The sequence below is a fragment of the Paracoccus sp. KR1-242 genome (genome assembly GCF_049446195.1).
Lineage (GTDB): Bacteria > Pseudomonadota > Alphaproteobacteria > Rhodobacterales > Rhodobacteraceae > Paracoccus > Paracoccus broussonetiae.
This window is the reverse complement of sequence record NZ_JBMSED010000006.1, coordinates 171,639-190,923: the sequence shown is the minus strand read 5'-3', so window position 1 is coordinate 190,923 and position 19,285 is coordinate 171,639. Positions and strand designations below refer to the sequence as shown.

Below are 19,285 nucleotides of genomic sequence, written 5' to 3'. Positions count from 1 at the left end.
CCCTTCTTGTTCCACAGATATCGCCGCGACGCCAAGCGGAACCGGCAAGGCCCCGTGTCAGGCCGGTCGTGCTGCCCGGATCAGCGACAGGATGTCGCGCGCCGCCGCGGGGATGTTGGTCCCCGGACCGAAGATCGCCTTCACGCCCGCCTTCTTCAGGAAGTCGTAATCCTGCTGCGGGATGACGCCGCCACAGATCACGATGATCTCTTCGGCGCCCTGGTCGCGCAGCGCCGCGATCAGTTTCGGGGCAAGGGTCTTGTGGCCCGCCGCCTGGGACGAGATGCCGACGACATGGACGTCGTTGTCGATGGCGTCCTGTGCCGCTTCCTCGGGTGTCTGGAACAGGGGGCCGACATCGACGTCGAAGCCAATATCGGCAAAGGCGGTCGCGATGACCTTGGCGCCGCGGTCATGGCCGTCCTGGCCCATCTTCACGACCAGCATCCGGGGGCGGCGGCCCTCATCCTCGGCGAATTTCTCGACGTCGCGCTGGATCTGCGCGAAATCGTCGTCACCCTCATAGGCGGCGCCATAGACCCCGGCCAGGGTCTTCACCTCTGCCCGGTGGCGGCCGAATTCCTTTTCCATCGCCATGCTGATCTCTCCCACGCTGGCCCGGGCGCGGGCGGCCTCGACCGCCGCTTCGAGCAGGTTGCCGCCTTCCTTCGCGCGCCGCGCCAGTTCCTCAAGCGCGGTTTGGCATTTCACCTCGTCCCGGCTGGCGCGAATGCTGTTCAGCCGTGCGATCTGGGCCTCGCGCACCTTGTGATTGTCGATGTCGAGGATGTCGATCGGATCTTCCTTGGTCAGGCGATACTTGTTCACGCCGACGATGACCTCGTCCCCGCGATCGATCTGGGCCTGACGGCGGGCCGCTGTCTCCTCGATCCGAAGCTTCGGCATCCCCGAGGCCACGGCCTTGGTCATCCCGCCCATCGCCTCGACCTCTTCGATCAGCGCCCAGGCCTTGTCAGCCAGCTCTGCCGTCAGGCTTTCGACGTAATAGCTGCCGGCAAGCGGATCGATGACATTGGTGATGCCCGTCTCCTCCTGCAGGATCAACTGGGTGTTCCGGGCGATGCGGGCGCTGAATTCAGTCGGCAGCGCGATCGCCTCGTCCAGCGCATTGGTGTGCAGCGACTGGGTGCCGCCAAGCGCCGCGGCCATCGCCTCATAGGCGGTGCGGACGACGTTGTTATAGGGATCCTGCTCCTGCAGGCTGACTCCCGAGGTCTGGCAATGCGTGCGCAGCATCAGGCTGCCGGTCTTTTTGGGATCGAATTCCTTCATGATCCGCGTCCACAGCAGACGGGCCGCGCGCAGCTTGGCGACTTCCATGAAAAAGTTCATGCCGATGGCGAAGAAGAAGGACAGACGCCCCGCGAACTGGTCGACATCCATGCCGGTTTTCAGCGCCGCGCGGACATATTCGCGCCCGTCCGCCAGCGTATAGGCAAGCTCCTGCACCAGGTTCGCGCCCGCTTCCTGCATGTGATAGCCGGAAATCGAGATCGAGTTGAACTTCGGCATCTCGTTCGAGGTGTATTCGATGATGTCGGCGATGATCCGCATCGAGGGTTCGGGCGGATAGACATAGGTGTTCCGCACCATGAACTCTTTGAGGATGTCGTTCTGGATCGTGCCGGACAGGACCGAACGCGGATGCCCCTGTTCTTCTCCCGTGACGATGAAGCTGGCGAGGATCGGGATGACGGCCCCGTTCATCGTCATCGAGACCGAAACCCGGTCCAGAGGGATGCCGTCGAACAGGATCTTCATGTCCTCGACGCTGTCGATGGCAACGCCCGCCTTGCCGACATCGCCTTCGACGCGGGGATGGTCGCTGTCATAGCCGCGATGGGTCGCAAGGTCGAAGGCGACCGAGACGCCCTGCTGTCCCGCCGCCAGCGCCTTGCGATAGAAGGCGTTCGATTCCTCGGCGGTCGAGAAGCCCGCATATTGACGGATGGTCCAGGGCCGCCCCGCATACATCGTCGCGCGGGGGCCGCGGGTAAATGGCTCGATTCCCGGCAGGCTGCCAAGGTGGGGCAGGCCGGTGGTATCGGCCTCGGTGTAAAGCGGTTTGACCTCGATCCCTTCCAGCGTGTGCCAGGTCAGGCTGGCGGGATCGGCCCCCTTCAGCTCCTTCGAAGCAAGTTTTTTCCAATCATCAAGGCGGGCTTCGGGGCTTTTGCTCATCTGACATCCTTTCGCGGCGCCCGGCGGCTCTTATATGATGCAAGAGGCAAGAGGGCGATGAAACTGAAACGGCTGATCTTTCTGATTGCGGTGCCGCTGCTGGCGGCGATGGGGCCAAGGCCCCAGGGGGCCGACGATGGCCATAGCCCCTTTGTGCGCGGCGAGGTGCCTGCTGCGACCAGCGAGGCCAAGCCCATGTCGCGCAAGCTGCCCGAGGGCGAGTTGCAGATCCTGTCGGGGTCCGAGGTCGAGCCCGCGGAATTCACCTGGCAGGCCCGGCCGCTGGTCATCTTTGCCGACACGGCGGCGGACCCCGATTTCACCGCCCAGTTGGCACAGTTGCGACGCGATCCGGCCGCGTTGTTGATCCGCGACGTGGTGGTGATCACGGATACCGATCCCGCGGCAGCCAGCGCCTGGCGCAAGCAGTTGCGCCCCGAGGGGTTTTCGGTCGTGCTGATGGACAAGGACGGCCAGGTCAAGCAGCGCATGCCCGCGCCGCGTTCGGTGCGCGAAATCACCCGCGCGATTGACAAGTTCCCCCTGCGCCGGCGCGAGATCGGTCGTGCGGCGCTGCCATAGGTCGTTGCGAAACTCGCAACAAGTTCATTGCGGCAGGGGCCCGGGCACACTATCTTGAAGGCAGGGCGCAGGCTGCGCCCGAATGAAAGGGGTTCCGACATGGCCAAATCGACCTCGCCGCGCAAAGCCGACGATACCGCGTCGGCCATGGCCCCGCGCGGCAAACCCGATCCGCGTCTTGAATCGCTGATCGAGCGGCTGGCGCGCGCGCGCAGCGCCAACGAAATTACCAGCGTGATCGGCCTGAAACCCATCAAAGGCCGCTCCGGTCCGAAAATCGCGTATTGAGGCGCTCGCGCATCTGCGCCAGCTCCTGCGGCAGGGTGGTTCGTAGCCTGCTGCCCGCATCCTCGCGCTGCTGACGCAGCATCGCCTGGATCTCGGCCTCTCCGCCACGCAGGCTGGCCGTCAGGATCTCCAGAACATCAAGCCCGGCTTCGCGGGTTTCCTGAGTCAACAGGAAGTAATCCACCATCATCTCACTTGCGCGGTCGGGATGATTGCGCGCCAGGCGCCGGATGGAATCGGCCATTGCGTCCATGACTGCGACCAGGCGGTAATAGATCACCACCGGATCGATCACGGCGCCGGGCAGGACGTGGATCTCGGCCAGAACCGCCCGAAAGATCCGGTCATTGCCGCCATGTGCGATGACCAGCCGAGCATCCCCGTCCTGGATCTGCGCAAGGATACCGTCCAGGCTGTCGTCCTGGACCTGACGCTCCAGCGCGACGACATGGGCACGCACCTCGGCCACCAGGGCGCGTTGCATATCGTCCACGCGCTCGGCCCGGAGCTTGGCGTCCCGTCTGCGGTTCTGAAGGGCAACCACCCACCAGCCTGCCGACAGGAACAATCCGGCAATCAGCGCCTGCTGCGCGGGTGGGCTGAGGTAACCGTCCAGAAGCGGCATGATTCCCTAATCGCGCTGTTGAAGGATGCGGCCCGTGGCGGGCCGCAACGTGGGCAGGTCAGGACCGCCGGGGCGGGCCATCATTCGAATTCCATGATGATGTCATCGACCTTCAGGCTTTCGCCTGCGGCGGCGTTGACGGATTTGACGACACCCTTGCGCTCTGCACGCAGGATGTTCTCCATCTTCATCGCCTCGACCGTGGCCAGCGCCTGGCCTTCCTGCACCTCGTCACCGGCGGCGACGTTCACGCGCACGACCAGCCCCGGCATCGGGCAGAGCAGAAATTTCGAGGTGTCGGGCGGCAGCTTCTCGGGCATCAGGCGCGCAAGCTCGGCCGCGCGCGGGCGGCGGACATAGGTTTTCAGCTCGGCCCCCCGCACACGCAGCCTGAAGCCCGAGGGCAGCCGGTCCACCTTCATCACCAAGGGCGCACCATCCACCGCGATGCGGGCCAGGGATTGTCCCGGCAGCCAGTCGCTTTCGACGCGCAGCTTACGGCCCTCGATCTCGACGGTCGAACCCTGCTTGTCGGCGGTGATGCGAACCGGGAACTCGCGCCCGGAAACCGTCACCACCCAATGCTCCCCGACATGGCGTTCATGGTTGTCGAGCCGTCCGGAAATGCGGGTGCGCCGGATTTCCGCCACGCGATGCATGGCGGCGGCCGAGGCGGCGACCCGGATGATCTCGGCCTCGGGCAGGGCCGCGCCCAGGAACCCCTCGGGGTATTCCTCGGCGATGAAGGCGGTCGAGATGTCGCCGGAAACGAATTTCGGGTGGTCCATCACCGCCGACAGGAAGGGCAGGTTGTGGCCGATGCCCTCGACCTCGAACTCATCCAGCGCAAGGCGCATCTGCTCGATCGCCTCATGGCGGGTCGGGGACCAGGTGCACAGCTTGGCGATCATCGGATCGTAATACATGCTGATCTCGCCGCCCTCGAACACGCCGGTATCGTTCCTGACGACATGCGCGCTGTCAGCGACCTCGGCCGGGGGGCGATAACGCGTCAACCGCCCGATCGACGGCAGGAAATTGCGATAGGGATCCTCGGCGTAAAGGCGGCTTTCGATGGCCCAGCCGTTGATCTTCAGATCTTCCTGGGCAAAGGGCAGCGGCTCGCCATTCGCGACGCGGATCATCTGCTCGACCAGGTCGATGCCGGTGATCAGCTCGGTCACGGGATGTTCGACCTGAAGGCGGGTGTTCATTTCCAGGAAGTAGAAATTCTTCTGCGCATCGACGATGAATTCCACCGTCCCCGCGCTGGTATACCCCACGGCGCGCGCCAAAGCGCAGGCCTGTTCCCCCATCGCGCGCCGGGTCGCTTCGTCCAGGAAGGGCGAAGGCGCCTCCTCGATCACCTTTTGGTTGCGGCGCTGGATTGAGCATTCGCGTTCGTGCAGATAGACGCAATTCCCATGCTGGTCGGCCAGAACCTGAATTTCGATATGGCGCGGCTGGGTGACGAATTTCTCGATGAAGATGCGATCGTCGCCAAAGCTGGCTGCGGCCTCGTTCTTCGAGCTTTCGAACCCTTCGCGCGCCTCCTGATCGGTCCAGGCGATGCGCATCCCCTTGCCGCCGCCGCCGGCGCTGGCCTTGATCATCACCGGATATCCGATCTCTTTCGAGATCTTCACCGCCTCTTCGGCATCCGCGATCAGTCCCATATAGCCCGGAACGGTCGAGACGCCGGCCTCCTGGGCGATCTTCTTCGAGGTGATCTTGTCGCCCATCGACTGGATCGCGCCCGAGGGCGGACCGATGAACGCCACGCCCTCGGCCTCAAGCGCCTGGGCGAATTTCATGTTCTCGGACAGGAAGCCGTAACCCGGATGGACAGCTTCGGCACCGGTTTGCCTGATCGCCTGCATGATCTTGTCGATCACGATATAGGACTGGTTCGCGGGCGGGGGACCGATATGGACCGCCTCGTCTGCCATCTTGACGTGAAGCGCGTTGCGATCTGCATCGGAATAGACCGCCACGGTCGAAATGCCCATCTTCCTTGCGGTCTTGATGACCCGGCAGGCGATTTCGCCACGGTTGGCGATCAGGATCTTCTTGAACATGCGTTCCCCCTATGCCCGCAGGCGGAAATGAAAAAGCCGCCCCGGTACTGGACCGGGACGGCTAAATCCGATGGGCGCCGGACCGAAGCCGGGCGCGACGCTCAGATGACCAGCGTTACTGGCAGAGGCGGACGTCGTCGCAAAGCGCGCCGGCGGCAGCGCCAGCGGCAGCACCGCCAAGGACGCTATGGCCCGAGAGGTCAGCGATGACCGCGCCGGTGCCGGCACCGATAAGCGCGCGGTCGGTATCGGTCGGGTTGATGCCCTGGGTGCAGCCGGCAAGTGCCAGAAGGCCGAAAGCCAGGACGGCGGCGATTTTCTTCGACATGGTCTATACTCCGTAAAAGGGGCCGCGAGCTGACATTGCGTGCCGCGGCCAACCCGGTATTCGGGATTAGTAGCGGCGCTGGCAGACGCCGGCGTCGTCACAAAGTGCGCCCGCGCCAGCACCGATAAGTGCGCCCGTGGCGACATTCTCGTCAAGGATCTTGGCGACGGCTGCACCCGCCAGGGCGCCGCCTGCCGCACGCTGCGCGTCGGGCGAAAGGGTCGAACCGCCATACGGGCTGGGTTCGCAGGCCGCGAGACCCGCAACCAGAAGCACGGCGCCCGAAAGGCGGAGGATGACGGAATTTTGCATAGCTCTTTGCCTGTATTATTGGCCCGTTTGCGGGCCATTCGTGAATGAGGTAGTTGCAATATTGCATGGGGGTGTGTCAGCCGGAACTGACTTCCATGTGAAATGTCACAGCTACGCGGCATTCCGCTCATTCCTCGTCGTCCCAATCCTCGTCGTCGCCCCAGTCGATATCGTCCCAATCGAAGGTGGGGGCGTCCGCCGCGAAAAGGGCCGGGAAACTGGCCTGGGCGCGCTTCATGTCGATGCGCAATTCCTGCTCATAATCGACCGGATCAAGCTTTCCGATGGGCACCACCTCGCGTCCGATCAGCCAGGACAGGCGACCGGCATCAAGGTTGCCGCGCACAAAGGTTTCTTCGCCGAAACACTGGATCAGTGCGGCCATGAAGCCCTCGTCCGCCTTGCGGTCGGGCGCCCTGCGGTCGCGAAACCGCTCGCGCCGGACAAGCGGCGTTGCGCCCTTCTTGTTGGCGCGGCGAATGGTGAACTGGAAATCCGTTCCCGGAAGGCGGCCGGGAAAACCGCGATGCTTCAGCATGATCTGCCCCGTTCTTGAATAAGGTGTTCAAGCGGGCAACGGGCCGAGCGTGCGAGACGCGGGCCGCCATGCAGCCCGCGCTTGGCAAAAGGCTTAGTTGGCGCCGTATTTGCCTTGGAAGACCGGCTCGGTCGTGACCGGCGCGGGGGTGATGACTTCAGGCTCTTTCTTGGCGCAGGCTGCGGCCAGGCCGACAAGGACCAGGGCCAGGGCAAGTTTCTTCGACATGCTGTCGTGCTCCTGTTGAGCGGGACCGCAAGATCCCGACTGCTCGGTTGAGATTCGGCCACTCTGGGCGACCACTGACCGACCATATAGACCGGGTCCGGGATGGCACAGGCAGGGCCCGGACGAATGGCGCCGGGGTTGCAGGGCTGTGGCAGGGCTGCATCAGCAGGGCAAGGGCACATCACCAGGGTTCCCATTCGCAGGCATTGCGATCCGCGGGCAGGCGGAACGCCTCGAAAAGCTGAAGGACATCAGGATCATAGGTTCCGAACGAGATCTTCTTGTCGGCCAGGCTGACGATGATCTGCGTCGGCCGGGGGCCGGGGCTGGCGATCCGTGGCAGCACCCAGTTTTCACAAAGCCACACGACATCGTCATGAACCGGATCCTGCGCCAACGCGTCCGGCGCCGCCGGAAGCGCGGGTTCGTCGACCATCGCGTCGGCGTCCTCCTCAGCCTGGACATCGGCGGCAGCGGGGTCTGCGTCCGGAGTCGCTGCACCGATCTCGACCGACCTGTCGTCCAGGTATTCGCCCGCCCCATTGGCATCGGCGTCGCTGCCATCCCCGCCCTGAACCTCGGCGGTTTCGGTGTCGATCTCGATCGGGGCGCGGTCGGCGTCATCGGGTTCCGTCGCCGATCCCTCGGTCGAGGGGACGCGCGCGGCAAGGTCGGGCATTACGAAACGGAAGCGATAGGTCAGGCCTGTCCCCCCCGCGCTGTCGTGCAGCGTTTCCTGCCAATAGGCGACGGCGCCCGAAGGCAGCCTGATCGCCTCGTTCGCGTCGCCCTTGATCTCTGCCGCTGCGGGCAGGGCCAACAGGGCAAGGCTTGCGCATACCGCTGCGGGACGTGTCATCAAATCTTCTCCGGGCTGTCCAATCACAGCGGGATATTATCGTGCTTTTTCCAAGGATTGGTCAGCTTTTTTCCGCGCAGGCTGGCAAATGCCCTTGCGACGCGGCGTCTGGTCGAGCGGGGCTGGATGACTTCGTCCACGAAACCCTTTTCGGCGGCCACGAAGGGATTGGCGAAGCGGTCCTCGTAATCCTTGGTTCGGGCGGCGATCTTTTCGGGATCCCCCAATTCGCTGCGATACAGGATCTCGACCGCGCCCTTTGCCCCCATCACGGCGATTTCGGCGGTCGGCCAGGCATAGTTGAAGTCGCCGCGCAGGTGCTTTGACGCCATGACGTCATAGGCCCCGCCATAAGCCTTGCGGGTGATCACAGTGACCTTGGGCACCGTCGCCTCGCCATAGGCGAACAGAAGCTTGGCCCCGTGCTTGATGACCCCGCCATATTCCTGCCCGGTTCCCGGCAGAAAACCCGGCACGTCCACGAAGGTCAGGATCGGGATCTCGAACGCATCGCAAAAGCGCACAAAGCGCGCGGCCTTGCGCGAACTGTCGATGTCAAGGCAACCCGCCAGCACCATCGGCTGGTTCGCGACCACGCCGACGGTCTGGCCCTCGATGCGGATGAAGCCGGTGATGATGTTGCCCGCGTAATCCTTTTGGATTTCGTAGAAGTCGCCTTCGTCCGCGACCTTCAGGATCAGCTCCTTCATGTCATAGGGCTGGTTCGGGTTGTCGGGGATCAGGGTATCAAGGCTGGTCTCGATCCGGTGGGGATCGTCGAAGAAGGGCCGGGTCGGGGCCTTTTCGCGGTTGTTCAGCGGCAGGAAATCGACCAAGCGCCGAATTTCCGTCATTGCCTCGACGTCGTTTTCGAAGGCGCCATCGGCGACCGAGGATTTCTTGGTGTGGGTCGATGCGCCACCAAGCTGCTCGGCGGTCACGACCTCATTCGTTACCGTCTTCACGACATCGGGACCGGTCACGAACATATAGGACGTGTCCTTCACCATGAAGATGAAGTCGGTCATCGCCGGTGAATAGACCGCGCCGCCCGCGCATGGACCCATGATGACCGAGATCTGCGGCACCACGCCCGAGGCCAGCACGTTGCGCTGGAACACGTCGGCATAGCCGGCAAGCGAGGCGACGCCTTCCTGAATGCGGGCACCGCCCGAATCGTTCAGCCCGATCACCGGTGCGCCATTCTGCATGGCCATGTCCATGATCTTGCAGATCTTCTGGGCGTGGGTTTCGGACAGCGAGCCACCGAAAACGGTGAAATCCTGCGAGAAGACATAGACCATGCGGCCGTTGATCGTTCCCCAGCCCGTCACGACCCCGTCACCATACGGGCGGTCCGCGTCGATCCCGAAATCGACCGAACGGTGACGGACGAACATGTCGAATTCCTCGAAGGAGCCCTCGTCCAGCAGCAACTCCAGCCGTTCGCGTGCAGTCAGCTTGCCGCGGGCATGCTGGGCGTCGATGCGCCTTTGGCCGCCGCCAAGCCTTGCATCGCGGCGTTTGGCTTCAAGTTGGCCAAGGATGTCCTTCATCTGCGGTCCCCCATTTTTCGGCAAGGTAGAACCTGTGCCGCATTGCGGAAAGTAGAATTGCGAATATTTGCAAAGTCGTTTGCAAGCTCGACGTGCAAACAGCAAAATGTAAAGCCCTTGACGAAAGCCGGGCCACGGGCCATGCCGCTGCACATGGGAATGAGCATCGATCTTTCGGCCATTCAGGCCAACTGGAAATCGCTGGCCGAGCGGGCGCCCGGTGCGCGCGCGGCGGCGGTGGTCAAGGCGGACGCCTATGGGCTTGGCGCGGCGCGGGTCGCGCCGGCGCTTTACGAGGCCGGAGCGCGCGAGTTCTTCGTCGCTCTGGCGGCCGAGGGGCGCGCCCTGCGTCCCCTGCTGGGCGATGATGCCCGCATCTTCGTCCTGTCCGGGCACATGGATGGCCAGGATCTGACGGGCCTGATCCCGCTTCTGAACAGCCCCGAGCAGTTTTTCCGCGACCGTGCACTGCGGCCGCGCGGCGCGTTCGGCCTGCAGCTTGATACCGGCATGAACCGGCTGGGGCTGGAGCCGGGCGAATGGGCCGCGATCCGGTCCGAAGCGCTGGCGGCTGGCCCCAGCCTTCTGATGTCGCACCTGGCCTGCGCCGACGAACCCGAACATCCTGCCAATGCCGAACAGCTGGCCGCGTTCCGCGCGATGACCGACGGAACCGGCGTTCCGCGTTCGCTTTCGGCGACTGGTGGAATCCTTCTGGGTGCGGATTACCATTTCGACATCGTGCGGCCAGGCGTCGGCATGTACGGCGGTTTGCCCTTTGCCGAGGCGCGCCCGGTCCTGAGCCTTGATCTGCCGGTGATCCAGACCCGCGACGTCAAGGCAGGGGAATCCGTAGGCTATGGTTATAGCTGGACCGCGAAACGGCCCTCGCGCGTCGCGACCGTCGCAGCGGGTTATGCCGACGGGCTGGCGCGGGCCCTCGCGCGTCAAGGAGAGTTGCGGCTTTGGGCGGGTGAGCGCGCCTGCCCGGTTGTGGGCCGCATCTCGATGGATCTGATCACCGTTGACGTCACCGACCTGCCGGACATTCCGAAAAAGCTTGCCATCCTGAACGCGGCGCAGGGGATCGATGCCTTGGCCGACCTGTCGGGAACCATCGGATACGAGATCCTGACCTCGCTGGGGCAACGCTACGCACGGACTTATTCGTGACGCCAGTCCGGCTGATCGGAAGGGCTGCGATGACGCTGACCCGGACCACGGGCCGGGTTTCCATTTTTGCAGCGCAGGGCCTGACGCGCGTCGGCGCGCATCCGGCAGAGCTTTTGCGCCAGATCCTGCATATCGGCTGGCTGTCACTTCCCGTCGTCGGGCTGACCGCGCTGTTCACCGGCGCGGCATTGGCGCTTCAGATCCATTCGGGGGGCGAGCGGTTCCAGGCTTCGGACGTGGTGCCTGCGATCGTCGCCATCGGCATGGCGCGTGAACTTGGCCCGGTCCTGGGCGGGCTGATGGTTGCGGCGCGCGTCGCAAGCTCGATCGCGGCAGAGCTTGGAACGATGCGCGTCACCGAACAGGTCGATGCACTGGTGACGCTGTCGACGGATCCGGTCGGCTGGCTGGTCTCGCCCCGGCTTTGGGCGGCGATCCTGTCCCTGCCGGTGCTGGTCGGGGTCGGCGACGTGATCGGGATCATGGGCGGCTGGCTGATCGGGGTCAACGCGCTTGGCTTCAACTCGGTCACGTATCTTTCGAACAGCTGGGCTTATCTTGAAGGCTGGGATGTGGTCTCTGGTCTGATCAAGGGCGGCTTCTTCGGTTTCGTCGTCGCACTGTCAGGGTGCTGGTTCGGCATGAACGCCGGGAATGGGGCAGCCGGGGTGGGGCGCGCCACCACGAACGCGGTTGTCGCGGCCTCGGTCGGCATCCTGGCCGCGAATTTCGTTCTGACGGGGCTGTTCTTCTGATGATCGAGGTGCAGGGCCTGACCAAAAGCTTCGGGCCAAAGCGGGTTCTGGACGGCATCGACCTGACTTTGGCGAGGGGCGAAAGCCTTGTCGTCATCGGCGGCTCGGGGACCGGGAAATCGGTGCTGCTGCGGTCGATTCTTGGCCTTGAACGGCCGGATGCAGGCCGGATCCTGTGGAACGGCAGGCCGCTTGCCGATCAGCGCGCCACCTTCATGCAGGGCTTCGGGATGCTGTTCCAGAACGCGGCGCTGTTTGACAGCCTGCCGGTCTGGCGCAACGTCGCCTTTCGCCTGCTGCGCGAGATGCCGAAGGCAAGGGCGCGGGCGATTGCCCTGGACAAGCTGGCCCGGGTGGGCCTTGGCCCCGAGGTCGCCGATCTTTACCCGGCCGAGTTGTCGGGCGGGATGCGAAAGCGCGCCGGGCTGGCCCGTGCCATCGCCGCGGATCCGGACGTGATCTTTTTTGACGAGCCGACAACCGGGCTGGACCCGATCCGCGCCGCTGCCATCAATACCCTGATCCGCGGCATCGTGGATGAGACCGGCGCCAGCGCGATCACCATTACCCATGACATGAGTTCGGTGCGCAGCATCGGCGACCGCGTGGCGTTGCTGGATCGCGGGCGCATCCGCTGGCAGGGGCCGGTTTCGGACATGGATGCGGCCGAGGATGAATACCTGCGGGATTTCATCGCCGGTCGGGCCCTTGTGCCGGGGTCGCAAGCCGGCGCATGAATGCTTATATATGCACCAGCGCCTGCGCAGATCCGCGTCATCTCGGAACGGGGTCTTGTGCGAATCCCGCGCAGTTGCAACCATGAAGATTGTGTTCCTGACCTGACCGGAGACGAATTTGGGTCTTTCCCCGACTGCCCCCGCGACCACCACTGCCGGCGAAACCCTGCTGGAATTCCACGACAACAGGTTGCTGATCGATCTGTGCGGCCCTCATGACCGTCACCTGGCGCGGATCGAGGAGGCACTGAAGGTTCATGTCCTCCGCCGCGGCAACCTGCTTTCCGTTGTCGGCCCCGCCGATGCGCAGGCCGAGGCTGCGCAGGTGCTGCGAGCACTTTATGCCCGCCTTGAACAGGGTCGCCATGTCGAGTTGCCCGAGATCGAGGCCGCGCTGCGCATGGGCGTTGAACAGCCGCAGGAGCCGATGACGCCGGCCGAGCAGCTTGAGATGTTCCAGACCGGGCATATCGAGCTGCGCACCCGCAAGAAGACCGTCGAGCCCCGGACCGAAGCGCAAAAGGACTATGTCCGCAACCTGTTCGCGAACGAACTGGCCTTCGGCATCGGTCCGGCCGGGACGGGCAAGACCTATCTGGCGGTCGCAGTCGGGGTCACCATGCTGATCGGTGGCCATGTCGACAAGATCATCCTGTCCCGCCCCGCCGTCGAGGCGGGCGAGCGTCTTGGCTTTTTGCCGGGCGACATGAAGGAAAAAGTCGATCCCTACATGCAGCCGCTTTACGACGCGCTGAACGACTTTCTGCCCTCGAAGCAGATGCAGAAGCTGATGGAAGAAAAGCGGATCGAGATCGCACCGCTGGCCTTCATGCGCGGGCGGACGCTGTCCAACGCCTTCGTCGTGCTGGACGAGGCGCAGAACGCCACCACCATGCAGATGAAGATGTTCCTGACTCGTCTTGGCGAAGGTTCTCGGATGGTCATCACGGGCGACCGTACGCAGATCGACCTGCCGCGCGGCATCCATTCCGGTCTGGTCGATGCCGAGAAGATCCTGAAGGACATCAAGGGTATCAGCTTCAGCTATTTCACCGCCAAGGACGTCGTGCGCCATTCTCTGGTCGCGCGCATCATCGAGGCCTATGATGCAGAAGCCGAGGCGGCGCTGGCACGCGGCGAGGCATTCGACGAACGCGGACAGCGCATCCCGCGCCGGGAACCGCGCTTTGTCGCGACGACCGGGGGACAGGCGGATGTCTGATCACTTCGCGCATGACGAGCAAAGTCCGGGCATCGTTGATCTTGTGATCGAGGACGCCCGCTGGGACGATGCCGATCTGCTGGGCATGTCGCAGCGCGCAGCGCGTGCCGTCGGTTCCTGGCTGGGGCTGGAAAATTTCCAGATCGTGGTCATGGGCTGCGACGATGCGCGCATCGCCGGCCTCAATGCCGAGTTCCGCGACAAGCCGACCCCCACCAACGTGCTGAGCTGGCCCGCGATCGAATTCGACCTGCGTGCGCCGGGCGAGGTTCCCGAATTGCCCGAGGTCGACGAACTGGGCGATATCGCGATCTCGTTCGATACCTGCTGGCGCGAGGCCGAGGCGCAGGGCAAGCCCTTTGCCGACCATGCGACCCATCTGCTGGTCCATGCTATCCTGCATCTTGCGGGATATGATCATATCGACGATCAGGATGCAGAGACAATGGAGGATGCCGAGCGGTCGATCCTGTCCAGCCTTGGCATACCTGACCCCTATCTGGAACTGGAAACATGAGCAACGATCGAAGTCCCGACACCCCCGTTTCCGCGGACCCGGCCTCTTGGGCGGATGGCGTCGGCGGTGACGGGCGGGATCTTCCGCAATCGCGCGGCTTTCTTGGCCGTATCCTTGGTGCTTTCGGCGGAGGTGAAGCCGAAAGCGAGCCTTCGTCCCCGCAGGGTGCGGGGGCAAAGGGCCCCAGCAAGACTGCGCTTGGCATGGTCAACCTGCGGCGACTGCGCGTCGATGACGTTGCGGTGCCCAAGGCGGAAATCGTGGCTGTTCCGGTCACCTCGACGCTGCCGGAGCTGGTCGAGATCTTTCGCGAGCACGGGTTCTCGCGCATCCCGGTCTTCAAGGGCACGTTGGACAGCCCGCTGGGCCTGATCCACCTGAAGGATCTGGCGCTGAAATACGGCTTCGGTGCCGCGACGCCCGCCAAATTCGCGCTGCGCCCGCTTTTGCGTCCGCTGCTTTACGTCCCGCCTTCAATGCCGATCGGCGTGCTGCTGCAGCAGATGCAGCAGAAACGCATCCACATGGCGATGGTGATCGATGAATATGGCGGGGTCGATGGCGTCGTCACCATCGAGGATCTGATCGAGCAAGTTATCGGCGAGATCGAGGACGAGCATGACGAGATCGACGGCGGCCTGCTGATGCTGGAGCAACCCGGTCAATGGCTGGTGCAAGCCCGTGCCCCGCTTGAGGAGGTCGAGGCTGAAACCGGACTGCGGCTTTCCTCGGAAGAGGAGGAGATCGACACTCTGGGCGGGCTGATCTTCATGCTGACCGGTCGCGTTCCGGTCAGGGGAGAGGTCGTCCCCCATGAAAGCGGCGTCGAGTTCGAGATCATCGATGCCGATCCCCGCCGCGTGAAACGCGTCCGCCTGCGTCTGCCAAGGGCGGCCGAACCCATGCAGGCGGATCCCGAACCGCAGGCCGGTTAAAGCGCCGAGAAGGCCCTTGCATGGGTGATGGCGCTGCCCTTGGGCAGCGCCGGGCCCAGTGCCATCAGATAGGGTCCGGCATAGGGCGAGTCCAGGTCCACTGGCTGGAAGCCGAAGCGGGTATAATAGGCCGGATCGCCCATCACCACGATCGTATGCCCCGGAACCGCGGCCAACGCCGCGCGGATCAACGCGTCCCCGATCCCGCGCCTCTGCACGGCCGGGTGGACGGCCACGGGGGCAAGGGCTAGCGCCGGTCCTTCGGCCTGCAGCGGGGACAGCGCGACATGTCCAAGGATGATGCAGCCCGCCGCTTCAGCGACCAGCGACAGCGTCAGGTCGTCCTGATCGCGCAGCATTTCGACCAGTCGCGCCTCGTCCCCGCCACCGAAGGACTGGCGCAGCAGTTCCGAAATTGCCGCGGCCTCGAGCGGGTGTTCGGGGCGGATGCGGGGCAGGGTCTCTGTCCGCTCAAAGTCGCGGGTAATATCCCGGCTGCGCTGGCCCCAGTCGCTGGCCGCGGTGCGGGACTGATGCGCGGCAAAGGCCTCGGCATCGGCGAAAAGTTCGTCCAGACGCCAGACCAGCGGATCTTCGGTCTGGGCAAGATCGAAGCGCAGGTTGCCCGGCTCGGCCCGGCTCAGCTTCACATGATCGGGCAGCAGGTCCAGCGCCAGCATCATTTGCGCCATGTCCGCGCAGGTCAGCCGTCCCGACAGCGCGACCAGCGGGCGCGACAGCGTGATCTCGACCCCGCCAGTGGCCGGTGCATGATGATGATGGGGGTGGTGATGTCCGCAGGCGCAGCCGCTCATGTCAGGGGGTCCTTTCAATTGCGGGCAGGCTAGCAGGGTCGCGCGCCAAGGGCCATTGCGACAAAGGAAAGGCCGGGCACTTGGCCCGGCCTTAGTTCGTTCAGGCGATGGCGAGGTTCAGTTGCTCGACGAAGGCGCCGCGATAAAGCGCCGAGAGTTCGGTCAGCGGCGCGGCATCGGTCCCAAAGGTGACGGTCTCGCCCCCAAAGCGTCCCACGACGGCAACCGGCACACCCGCTGCCGTCGCGGCTTCGGCCAGCTTTCCGGCATTGGCTTCGGTCGCCGCGACCAGATAGCGGGCCTGATCCTCGCCGAAAAGCTGGGCAATATCCGACGAGTCGAGCGCAAGGCCCAGACCTGCGGCCTCGGCCATCTCGAACGCCGCCAGTGCAAGGCCGCCATCCGACAGGTCGGTCGCAGCCGAGAAAAGCTTGCCATTGGCGCGCAGGAACTCGCCATGCTTGCGCTCGGCGGTCAGATCGACATGGGGGGCATCGCCCGCCTCGATCCCGAAAGCTTCGGCCGCGAGGGCGGATTGGCCCAGATGTCCCACAGTGCTGCCGATCACGATGGCGACATCGCCCGCAGAGGGCAGGCCCGCGATCAGGTCGTCGAGATTGGCGATCAGACCGACGCCGCCGATGGTCGGGGTCGGCAGGATGCCCTTGCCATCCGTCTCGTTGTAAAGCGAGACGTTACCCGACACGATCGGGAAGTCGAGCGCGGCGCAGGCCTCGCCGATGCCTTTGATCGCGCCGACGAGCTGACCCATGATCTCGGGCTTTTCGGGGTTGCCGAAGTTCAGGTTGTCGGTCGTCGCCAGCGGCAGCGCGCCGCAGGCGGTCAGGTTGCGGTAAGCCTCGGCCACGGCCTGCTTGCCGCCCTCGAACGGGTTTGCCTTGACGTAGCGCGGCGTCACGTCGCTGGTGAAGGCCAGCGCCTTTTCGGTGCCATGGACGCGCACAACGCCGGCGCCCAGACCGGGGCGGCGGACGGTGTCGGCGCCGACCTGCGTGTCATATTGCTCCCAGACCCACGCCTTGTGGGCATAGCTGGGCGAGCCGATCAGGGCCCTCAGTGCCGAGATGGGCGTGATCGCGGGCAAGGCGGGCAGCGCCTCGGCTGCGGGGGTCTCGACCCACGGGCGGTCATATTCCGGCGCGCTGGAGGACAGTTTCGACAACGGCAGGTCGGCCTTGACCTCGTTATGGTGCAGGATCAGGAAGCGGTCCTCGGCGATGGTCTCGCCAACGATGGCGAAGTCGAGGTCCCATTTCACGAAGATGGCGCGAGCCTCTGCCTCTTTCTCGGGCTTTAGCACCATGAGCATCCGCTCCTGGCTTTCGGACAGCATCATCTCATAGGCGGTCATGTTGGCTTCGCGCTGGGGCACGGCCTCGAGGTTCAGCTTGATACCAAGACCGCCCTTGTCGCCCATTTCCACGGCCGAGCAGGTCAGACCCGCAGCACCCATGTCCTGGATCGAGATCACGCTGTCGGTCTGCATCAGTTCGAGGCAGGCTTCGAGCAGGCATTTCTCGGTGAAGGGGTCGCCGACCTGCACGGTCGGGCGCTTTTCCTCGATCGTGTCGTCGAACTCGGCCGAGGCCATGGTCGCGCCGCCGACGCCGTCGCGGCCGGTCTTGGCACCCAGATAGACGACTGGCATGCCGACGCCCGACGCCGCCGAGTAGAAGATCTTGTCGGCATCGGCCAGGCCCGCCGCGAAGGCGTTCACAAGGCAGTTGCCGTCATAGGATTGGTGGAAGCGCACTTCGCCGCCCACGTTCGGCACGCCAAAGGCGTTGCCATAGGCGCCGATCCCCTCGACCACGCCCTTGACCAGATGCGAGGTCTTGGGGTGTTCGGGACGGCCAAAGGACAATGCGTCCATCGCGGCGATGGGGCGCGCGCCCATCGTGAACACGTCGCGCAAGATGCCGCCGACACCGGTCGCTGCGCCCTGATGCGGCTCGATATAGGACGGGTGGTTGTGGCTTTCCATCTTGAAGACCACGGCCTGACCGTCGCCGATATCGACGACGCCCGCATTCTCGCCGGGGCCGCAGATGACTTGCGGACCGGTGGTGGGCAGGGTGCGCAGCCATTTTTTCGAGGATTTATAGGAACAATGTTCGTTCCACATGGCTGAGAAGATGCCAAGCTCGGTGAAGGTCGGCTCGCGTCCGATGATCTGAAGGATGCGCTGATATTCGTCGGGTTTCAGCCCATGCGCGGCGATGAGGTCTTCGGTGATCTGCGGTTCGTTCATTTTCGCGCCCTTTTCCCCGGATTTCGGGGCCTTTTAAGCGGCGGCGGGGCATTAGGAAAGGGGCCGCGCGCAGCATCGGTCAAGGATGATGCGGATGGCCAGCCAAAGGCCTGTTTTCTGGTCCGGGCGGTCGCTGCCGAACGGGCAAAAAAAAAGCCGGGCATAAAGCCCGGCCTAAGTCCAACAGGGAGGTTGAAGGTGATGAGAGTTTCCTCAAACCATCTCCTTCGCAGCCTCAGATATGTGCAGTAAGCGAACCATTCAAGGATGAAAGGCCGCAGATATGACATGCCGGATATGCAGTTAACGAATGGCTGTCCGACATGCCCATGACGCAGGGGAACGCTGGACCCGTCACAGATCGGTTTCCGACTGTAGGCGGCGGATCGACTGGATCTCTTCCAGCACGAAATCGCGGAAGGCCGTGACGCGGCGCGAGGTGCGCAATTCCTCTGGGAAGGCCAGGAAAACAGGAACCTCGCCGGACTCGATCTCGGGCAGGACGCGGGTCAGATTCGGGAAGTCGGCGGTCAGGTAATCTGGCAGGACGCCGATGCCGACATGGTTCAGCACGCCCTGAAGCACGCCGAAATAGTTGTTGACCATCAGCATCGAGGTCAGGTTGTGCGTCAGCAACTGCTGGACCAGCACCGCCCCCGAGCTGACCTGCGGCGTTTGCGGGCTTTGGCAGATCAGGCGATGCGGGCGCAAGTCGTCGACCGTTTCCGGCGTTCCCGCGCGTTCAAGATACTCGGTCGTAGCATAAAGCCGCATCCGGATGTTCAGAAGCCGCCGCCGGATCAGGTCCTGCTGCGCTGGCTCCTTCATGCGGATGGCAACGTCGGCCTCGCGCATGGGCAGGTCCAGAACGCGCTCTTCCAGCATCAGGTCAATCTTGAGATCGGGGTAGCGGTCGTAAAGCTTGGCCAGCCGCGGCACCAGCCACATGGTCCCGAAGCCAGTGGTCGTCGTGACCTTGAGTTCACCGAACACCTCTTCCTCGCTGTCCCGGATCCGGGCGGCGGTGGTGTCAAGCTTGCGCACCATCGATGACGTCGCCTCGAACAGCAATTCGCCCTGTTCGGTCAGGATCAGGCCGCGCGCGTGACGGTGAAACAGTGTGGTGCCCAGCGAATCCTCAAGCGCGCGGATCTGGCGGCTGACGGCGGATTGAGACAGATGCAGCACGTCGCCCGCATGGGTGAGCGAGCCCGCATCCGCGACGGCGTGGAATATTCTAAGCTTGTCCCAATCCATAATATT

Annotated in this window: 20 protein-coding genes; 8 read left to right on the top strand and 12 right to left on the bottom strand. The window is 64.1% G+C overall.

Annotation, left to right across the window (positions count from 1 at the left end):
- Positions 1-57: 57 nt before the first annotated feature.
- Positions 58-2,202: a methylmalonyl-CoA mutase gene (gene scpA, locus ACO2Q4_RS10745; protein WP_423319190.1), complete on the bottom strand. Its 2,145-nt coding sequence runs from the start codon at positions 2,200-2,202 to the stop codon at positions 58-60.
- Between the two features lie 57 nt (positions 2,203-2,259).
- On the opposite strand from scpA, the gene ACO2Q4_RS10740 reads away from it, so the two are divergent.
- Positions 2,260-2,784: a DUF4174 domain-containing protein gene (locus ACO2Q4_RS10740; RefSeq protein WP_311758227.1), complete on the top strand. Its 525-nt coding sequence runs from the start codon at positions 2,260-2,262 to the stop codon at positions 2,782-2,784.
- A 99-nt stretch (positions 2,785-2,883) separates the two neighbouring features.
- Positions 2,884-3,072, top strand: coding sequence for a hypothetical protein (locus tag ACO2Q4_RS10735; protein ID WP_311758228.1), 189 nt, complete (start codon positions 2,884-2,886; stop codon positions 3,070-3,072).
- Here ACO2Q4_RS10735 and ACO2Q4_RS10730 read toward each other — a convergent pair.
- The 8 genes from ACO2Q4_RS10730 to ACO2Q4_RS10695 all read right to left on the bottom strand — a co-directional run bounded on the left by ACO2Q4_RS10730 (position 3,038) and on the right by ACO2Q4_RS10695 (position 9,596).
- Entirely contained in the window at positions 3,038-3,697 is a 660-nt protein-coding gene (locus ACO2Q4_RS10730; RefSeq protein ID WP_311758229.1) for a hypothetical protein, read from the bottom strand. The two genes, ACO2Q4_RS10735 and ACO2Q4_RS10730, sit on opposite strands and share 35 nt — an antisense overlap.
- Before the next feature lie 80 nt (positions 3,698-3,777).
- Positions 3,778-5,775: an acetyl-CoA carboxylase biotin carboxylase subunit gene (locus ACO2Q4_RS10725; RefSeq protein ID WP_423319187.1), complete on the bottom strand. Its 1,998-nt coding sequence runs from the start codon at positions 5,773-5,775 to the stop codon at positions 3,778-3,780.
- 115 nt (positions 5,776-5,890) lie between these two features.
- Positions 5,891-6,103: a hypothetical protein gene (locus ACO2Q4_RS10720; protein ID WP_311758231.1), complete on the bottom strand. Its 213-nt coding sequence runs from the start codon at positions 6,101-6,103 to the stop codon at positions 5,891-5,893.
- Positions 6,104-6,169: 66 nt separating this feature from the next.
- Complete coding sequence (locus ACO2Q4_RS10715; RefSeq protein WP_311758232.1) at positions 6,170-6,415, bottom strand: hypothetical protein; 246 nt, start codon at positions 6,413-6,415, stop codon at positions 6,170-6,172.
- Positions 6,416-6,542: 127 nt separating this feature from the next.
- On the bottom strand, positions 6,543-6,953 hold the full coding sequence (locus ACO2Q4_RS10710) for a hypothetical protein (protein WP_395132367.1): 411 nt from the start codon (positions 6,951-6,953) through the stop codon (positions 6,543-6,545).
- A 93-nt stretch (positions 6,954-7,046) separates the two neighbouring features.
- Positions 7,047-7,181 (bottom strand): hypothetical protein, encoded by a 135-nt coding sequence (locus tag ACO2Q4_RS10705; protein ID WP_311758234.1) that lies wholly within the window; start codon positions 7,179-7,181, stop codon positions 7,047-7,049.
- Between the two features lie 181 nt (positions 7,182-7,362).
- Positions 7,363-8,040 (bottom strand): DUF6497 family protein, encoded by a 678-nt coding sequence (locus ACO2Q4_RS10700; RefSeq protein ID WP_395132369.1) that lies wholly within the window; start codon positions 8,038-8,040, stop codon positions 7,363-7,365.
- Positions 8,041-8,063: 23 nt separating this feature from the next.
- Positions 8,064-9,596 (bottom strand): acyl-CoA carboxylase subunit beta, encoded by a 1,533-nt coding sequence (locus ACO2Q4_RS10695; protein WP_395132370.1) that lies wholly within the window; start codon positions 9,594-9,596, stop codon positions 8,064-8,066.
- 153 nt (positions 9,597-9,749) lie between these two features.
- On the opposite strand from ACO2Q4_RS10695, the gene alr reads away from it, so the two are divergent.
- The 6 genes from alr (at position 9,750) to ACO2Q4_RS10665 (ending at position 14,935) form a co-directional block, all read left to right on the top strand.
- The gene (alr, locus tag ACO2Q4_RS10690; RefSeq protein ID WP_423319288.1) at positions 9,750-10,769 is read left to right on the top strand and encodes an alanine racemase; all 1,020 of its coding nucleotides are present in this window, start codon (positions 9,750-9,752) and stop codon (positions 10,767-10,769) included.
- Entirely contained in the window at positions 10,766-11,524 is a 759-nt protein-coding gene (locus tag ACO2Q4_RS10685; RefSeq protein ID WP_311758238.1) for an MlaE family ABC transporter permease, read from the top strand. Before alr ends, ACO2Q4_RS10685 begins: the two co-directional genes overlap by 4 nt.
- On the top strand, positions 11,524-12,261 hold the full coding sequence (locus ACO2Q4_RS10680; protein WP_423319183.1) for an ABC transporter ATP-binding protein: 738 nt from the start codon (positions 11,524-11,526) through the stop codon (positions 12,259-12,261). The genes ACO2Q4_RS10685 and ACO2Q4_RS10680 overlap by 1 nt, the downstream gene beginning before the upstream one ends.
- Positions 12,262-12,379: 118 nt before the next feature.
- Positions 12,380-13,483, top strand: coding sequence for a PhoH family protein (locus tag ACO2Q4_RS10675; protein WP_311758240.1), 1,104 nt, complete (start codon positions 12,380-12,382; stop codon positions 13,481-13,483).
- Positions 13,476-14,000, top strand: a complete 525-nt coding sequence (gene ybeY / locus ACO2Q4_RS10670; protein ID WP_311758241.1) for an rRNA maturation RNase YbeY — start codon at positions 13,476-13,478, stop codon at positions 13,998-14,000. Before ACO2Q4_RS10675 ends, ybeY begins: the two co-directional genes overlap by 8 nt.
- The gene (locus ACO2Q4_RS10665) at positions 13,997-14,935 is read left to right on the top strand and encodes a hemolysin family protein (RefSeq protein WP_311758242.1); all 939 of its coding nucleotides are present in this window, start codon (positions 13,997-13,999) and stop codon (positions 14,933-14,935) included. Before ybeY ends, ACO2Q4_RS10665 begins: the two co-directional genes overlap by 4 nt.
- Here the strand turns inward: ACO2Q4_RS10665 and ACO2Q4_RS10660 are convergent.
- The 3 genes from ACO2Q4_RS10660 to ACO2Q4_RS10650 all read right to left on the bottom strand — a co-directional run bounded on the left by ACO2Q4_RS10660 (position 14,932) and on the right by ACO2Q4_RS10650 (position 19,279).
- Entirely contained in the window at positions 14,932-15,750 is an 819-nt protein-coding gene (locus ACO2Q4_RS10660; protein ID WP_423319181.1) for a GNAT family N-acetyltransferase, read from the bottom strand. The two genes, ACO2Q4_RS10665 and ACO2Q4_RS10660, sit on opposite strands and share 4 nt — an antisense overlap.
- A gap of 100 nt (positions 15,751-15,850) precedes the next feature.
- The gene (gene purL, locus ACO2Q4_RS10655; protein WP_423319179.1) at positions 15,851-18,022 is read right to left on the bottom strand and encodes a phosphoribosylformylglycinamidine synthase subunit PurL; all 2,172 of its coding nucleotides are present in this window, start codon (positions 18,020-18,022) and stop codon (positions 15,851-15,853) included.
- Between the two features lie 354 nt (positions 18,023-18,376).
- Complete coding sequence (locus tag ACO2Q4_RS10650) at positions 18,377-19,279, bottom strand: LysR family transcriptional regulator (protein WP_311758245.1); 903 nt, start codon at positions 19,277-19,279, stop codon at positions 18,377-18,379.
- Positions 19,280-19,285: the final 6 nt, after the last annotated feature.

What these genes read in the sequence shown, in the direction of transcription:
- scpA (WP_423319190.1), bottom strand. Translation starts at nt 2,202, where the DNA reads ATGAGCAAAAGCCCCGAAGCCCGCCTTGATGATTGGAAAAAACTTGCT.
- ACO2Q4_RS10740 (WP_311758227.1), top strand. Translation starts at nt 2,260, where the DNA reads ATGAAACTGAAACGGCTGATCTTTCTGATTGCGGTGCCGCTGCTGGCG.
- ACO2Q4_RS10735 (WP_311758228.1), top strand. Translation starts at nt 2,884, where the DNA reads ATGGCCAAATCGACCTCGCCGCGCAAAGCCGACGATACCGCGTCGGCC.
- ACO2Q4_RS10730 (WP_311758229.1), bottom strand. Translation starts at nt 3,697, where the DNA reads ATGCCGCTTCTGGACGGTTACCTCAGCCCACCCGCGCAGCAGGCGCTG.
- ACO2Q4_RS10725 (WP_423319187.1), bottom strand. Translation starts at nt 5,775, where the DNA reads ATGTTCAAGAAGATCCTGATCGCCAACCGTGGCGAAATCGCCTGCCGG.
- ACO2Q4_RS10720 (WP_311758231.1), bottom strand. Translation starts at nt 6,103, where the DNA reads ATGTCGAAGAAAATCGCCGCCGTCCTGGCTTTCGGCCTTCTGGCACTT.
- ACO2Q4_RS10715 (WP_311758232.1), bottom strand. Translation starts at nt 6,415, where the DNA reads ATGCAAAATTCCGTCATCCTCCGCCTTTCGGGCGCCGTGCTTCTGGTT.
- ACO2Q4_RS10710 (WP_395132367.1), bottom strand. Translation starts at nt 6,953, where the DNA reads ATGCTGAAGCATCGCGGTTTTCCCGGCCGCCTTCCGGGAACGGATTTC.
- ACO2Q4_RS10705 (WP_311758234.1), bottom strand. Translation starts at nt 7,181, where the DNA reads ATGTCGAAGAAACTTGCCCTGGCCCTGGTCCTTGTCGGCCTGGCCGCA.
- ACO2Q4_RS10700 (WP_395132369.1), bottom strand. Translation starts at nt 8,040, where the DNA reads ATGACACGTCCCGCAGCGGTATGCGCAAGCCTTGCCCTGTTGGCCCTG.
- ACO2Q4_RS10695 (WP_395132370.1), bottom strand. Translation starts at nt 9,596, where the DNA reads ATGAAGGACATCCTTGGCCAACTTGAAGCCAAACGCCGCGATGCAAGG.
- alr (WP_423319288.1), top strand. Translation starts at nt 9,750, where the DNA reads ATGGGAATGAGCATCGATCTTTCGGCCATTCAGGCCAACTGGAAATCG.
- ACO2Q4_RS10680 (WP_423319183.1), top strand. Translation starts at nt 11,524, where the DNA reads ATGATCGAGGTGCAGGGCCTGACCAAAAGCTTCGGGCCAAAGCGGGTT.
- ybeY (WP_311758241.1), top strand. Translation starts at nt 13,476, where the DNA reads ATGTCTGATCACTTCGCGCATGACGAGCAAAGTCCGGGCATCGTTGAT.
- ACO2Q4_RS10665 (WP_311758242.1), top strand. Translation starts at nt 13,997, where the DNA reads ATGAGCAACGATCGAAGTCCCGACACCCCCGTTTCCGCGGACCCGGCC.
- ACO2Q4_RS10660 (WP_423319181.1), bottom strand. Translation starts at nt 15,750, where the DNA reads ATGAGCGGCTGCGCCTGCGGACATCACCACCCCCATCATCATCATGCA.
- purL (WP_423319179.1), bottom strand. Translation starts at nt 18,022, where the DNA reads ATGAACGAACCGCAGATCACCGAAGACCTCATCGCCGCGCATGGGCTG.
- ACO2Q4_RS10650 (WP_311758245.1), bottom strand. Translation starts at nt 19,279, where the DNA reads ATGGATTGGGACAAGCTTAGAATATTCCACGCCGTCGCGGATGCGGGC.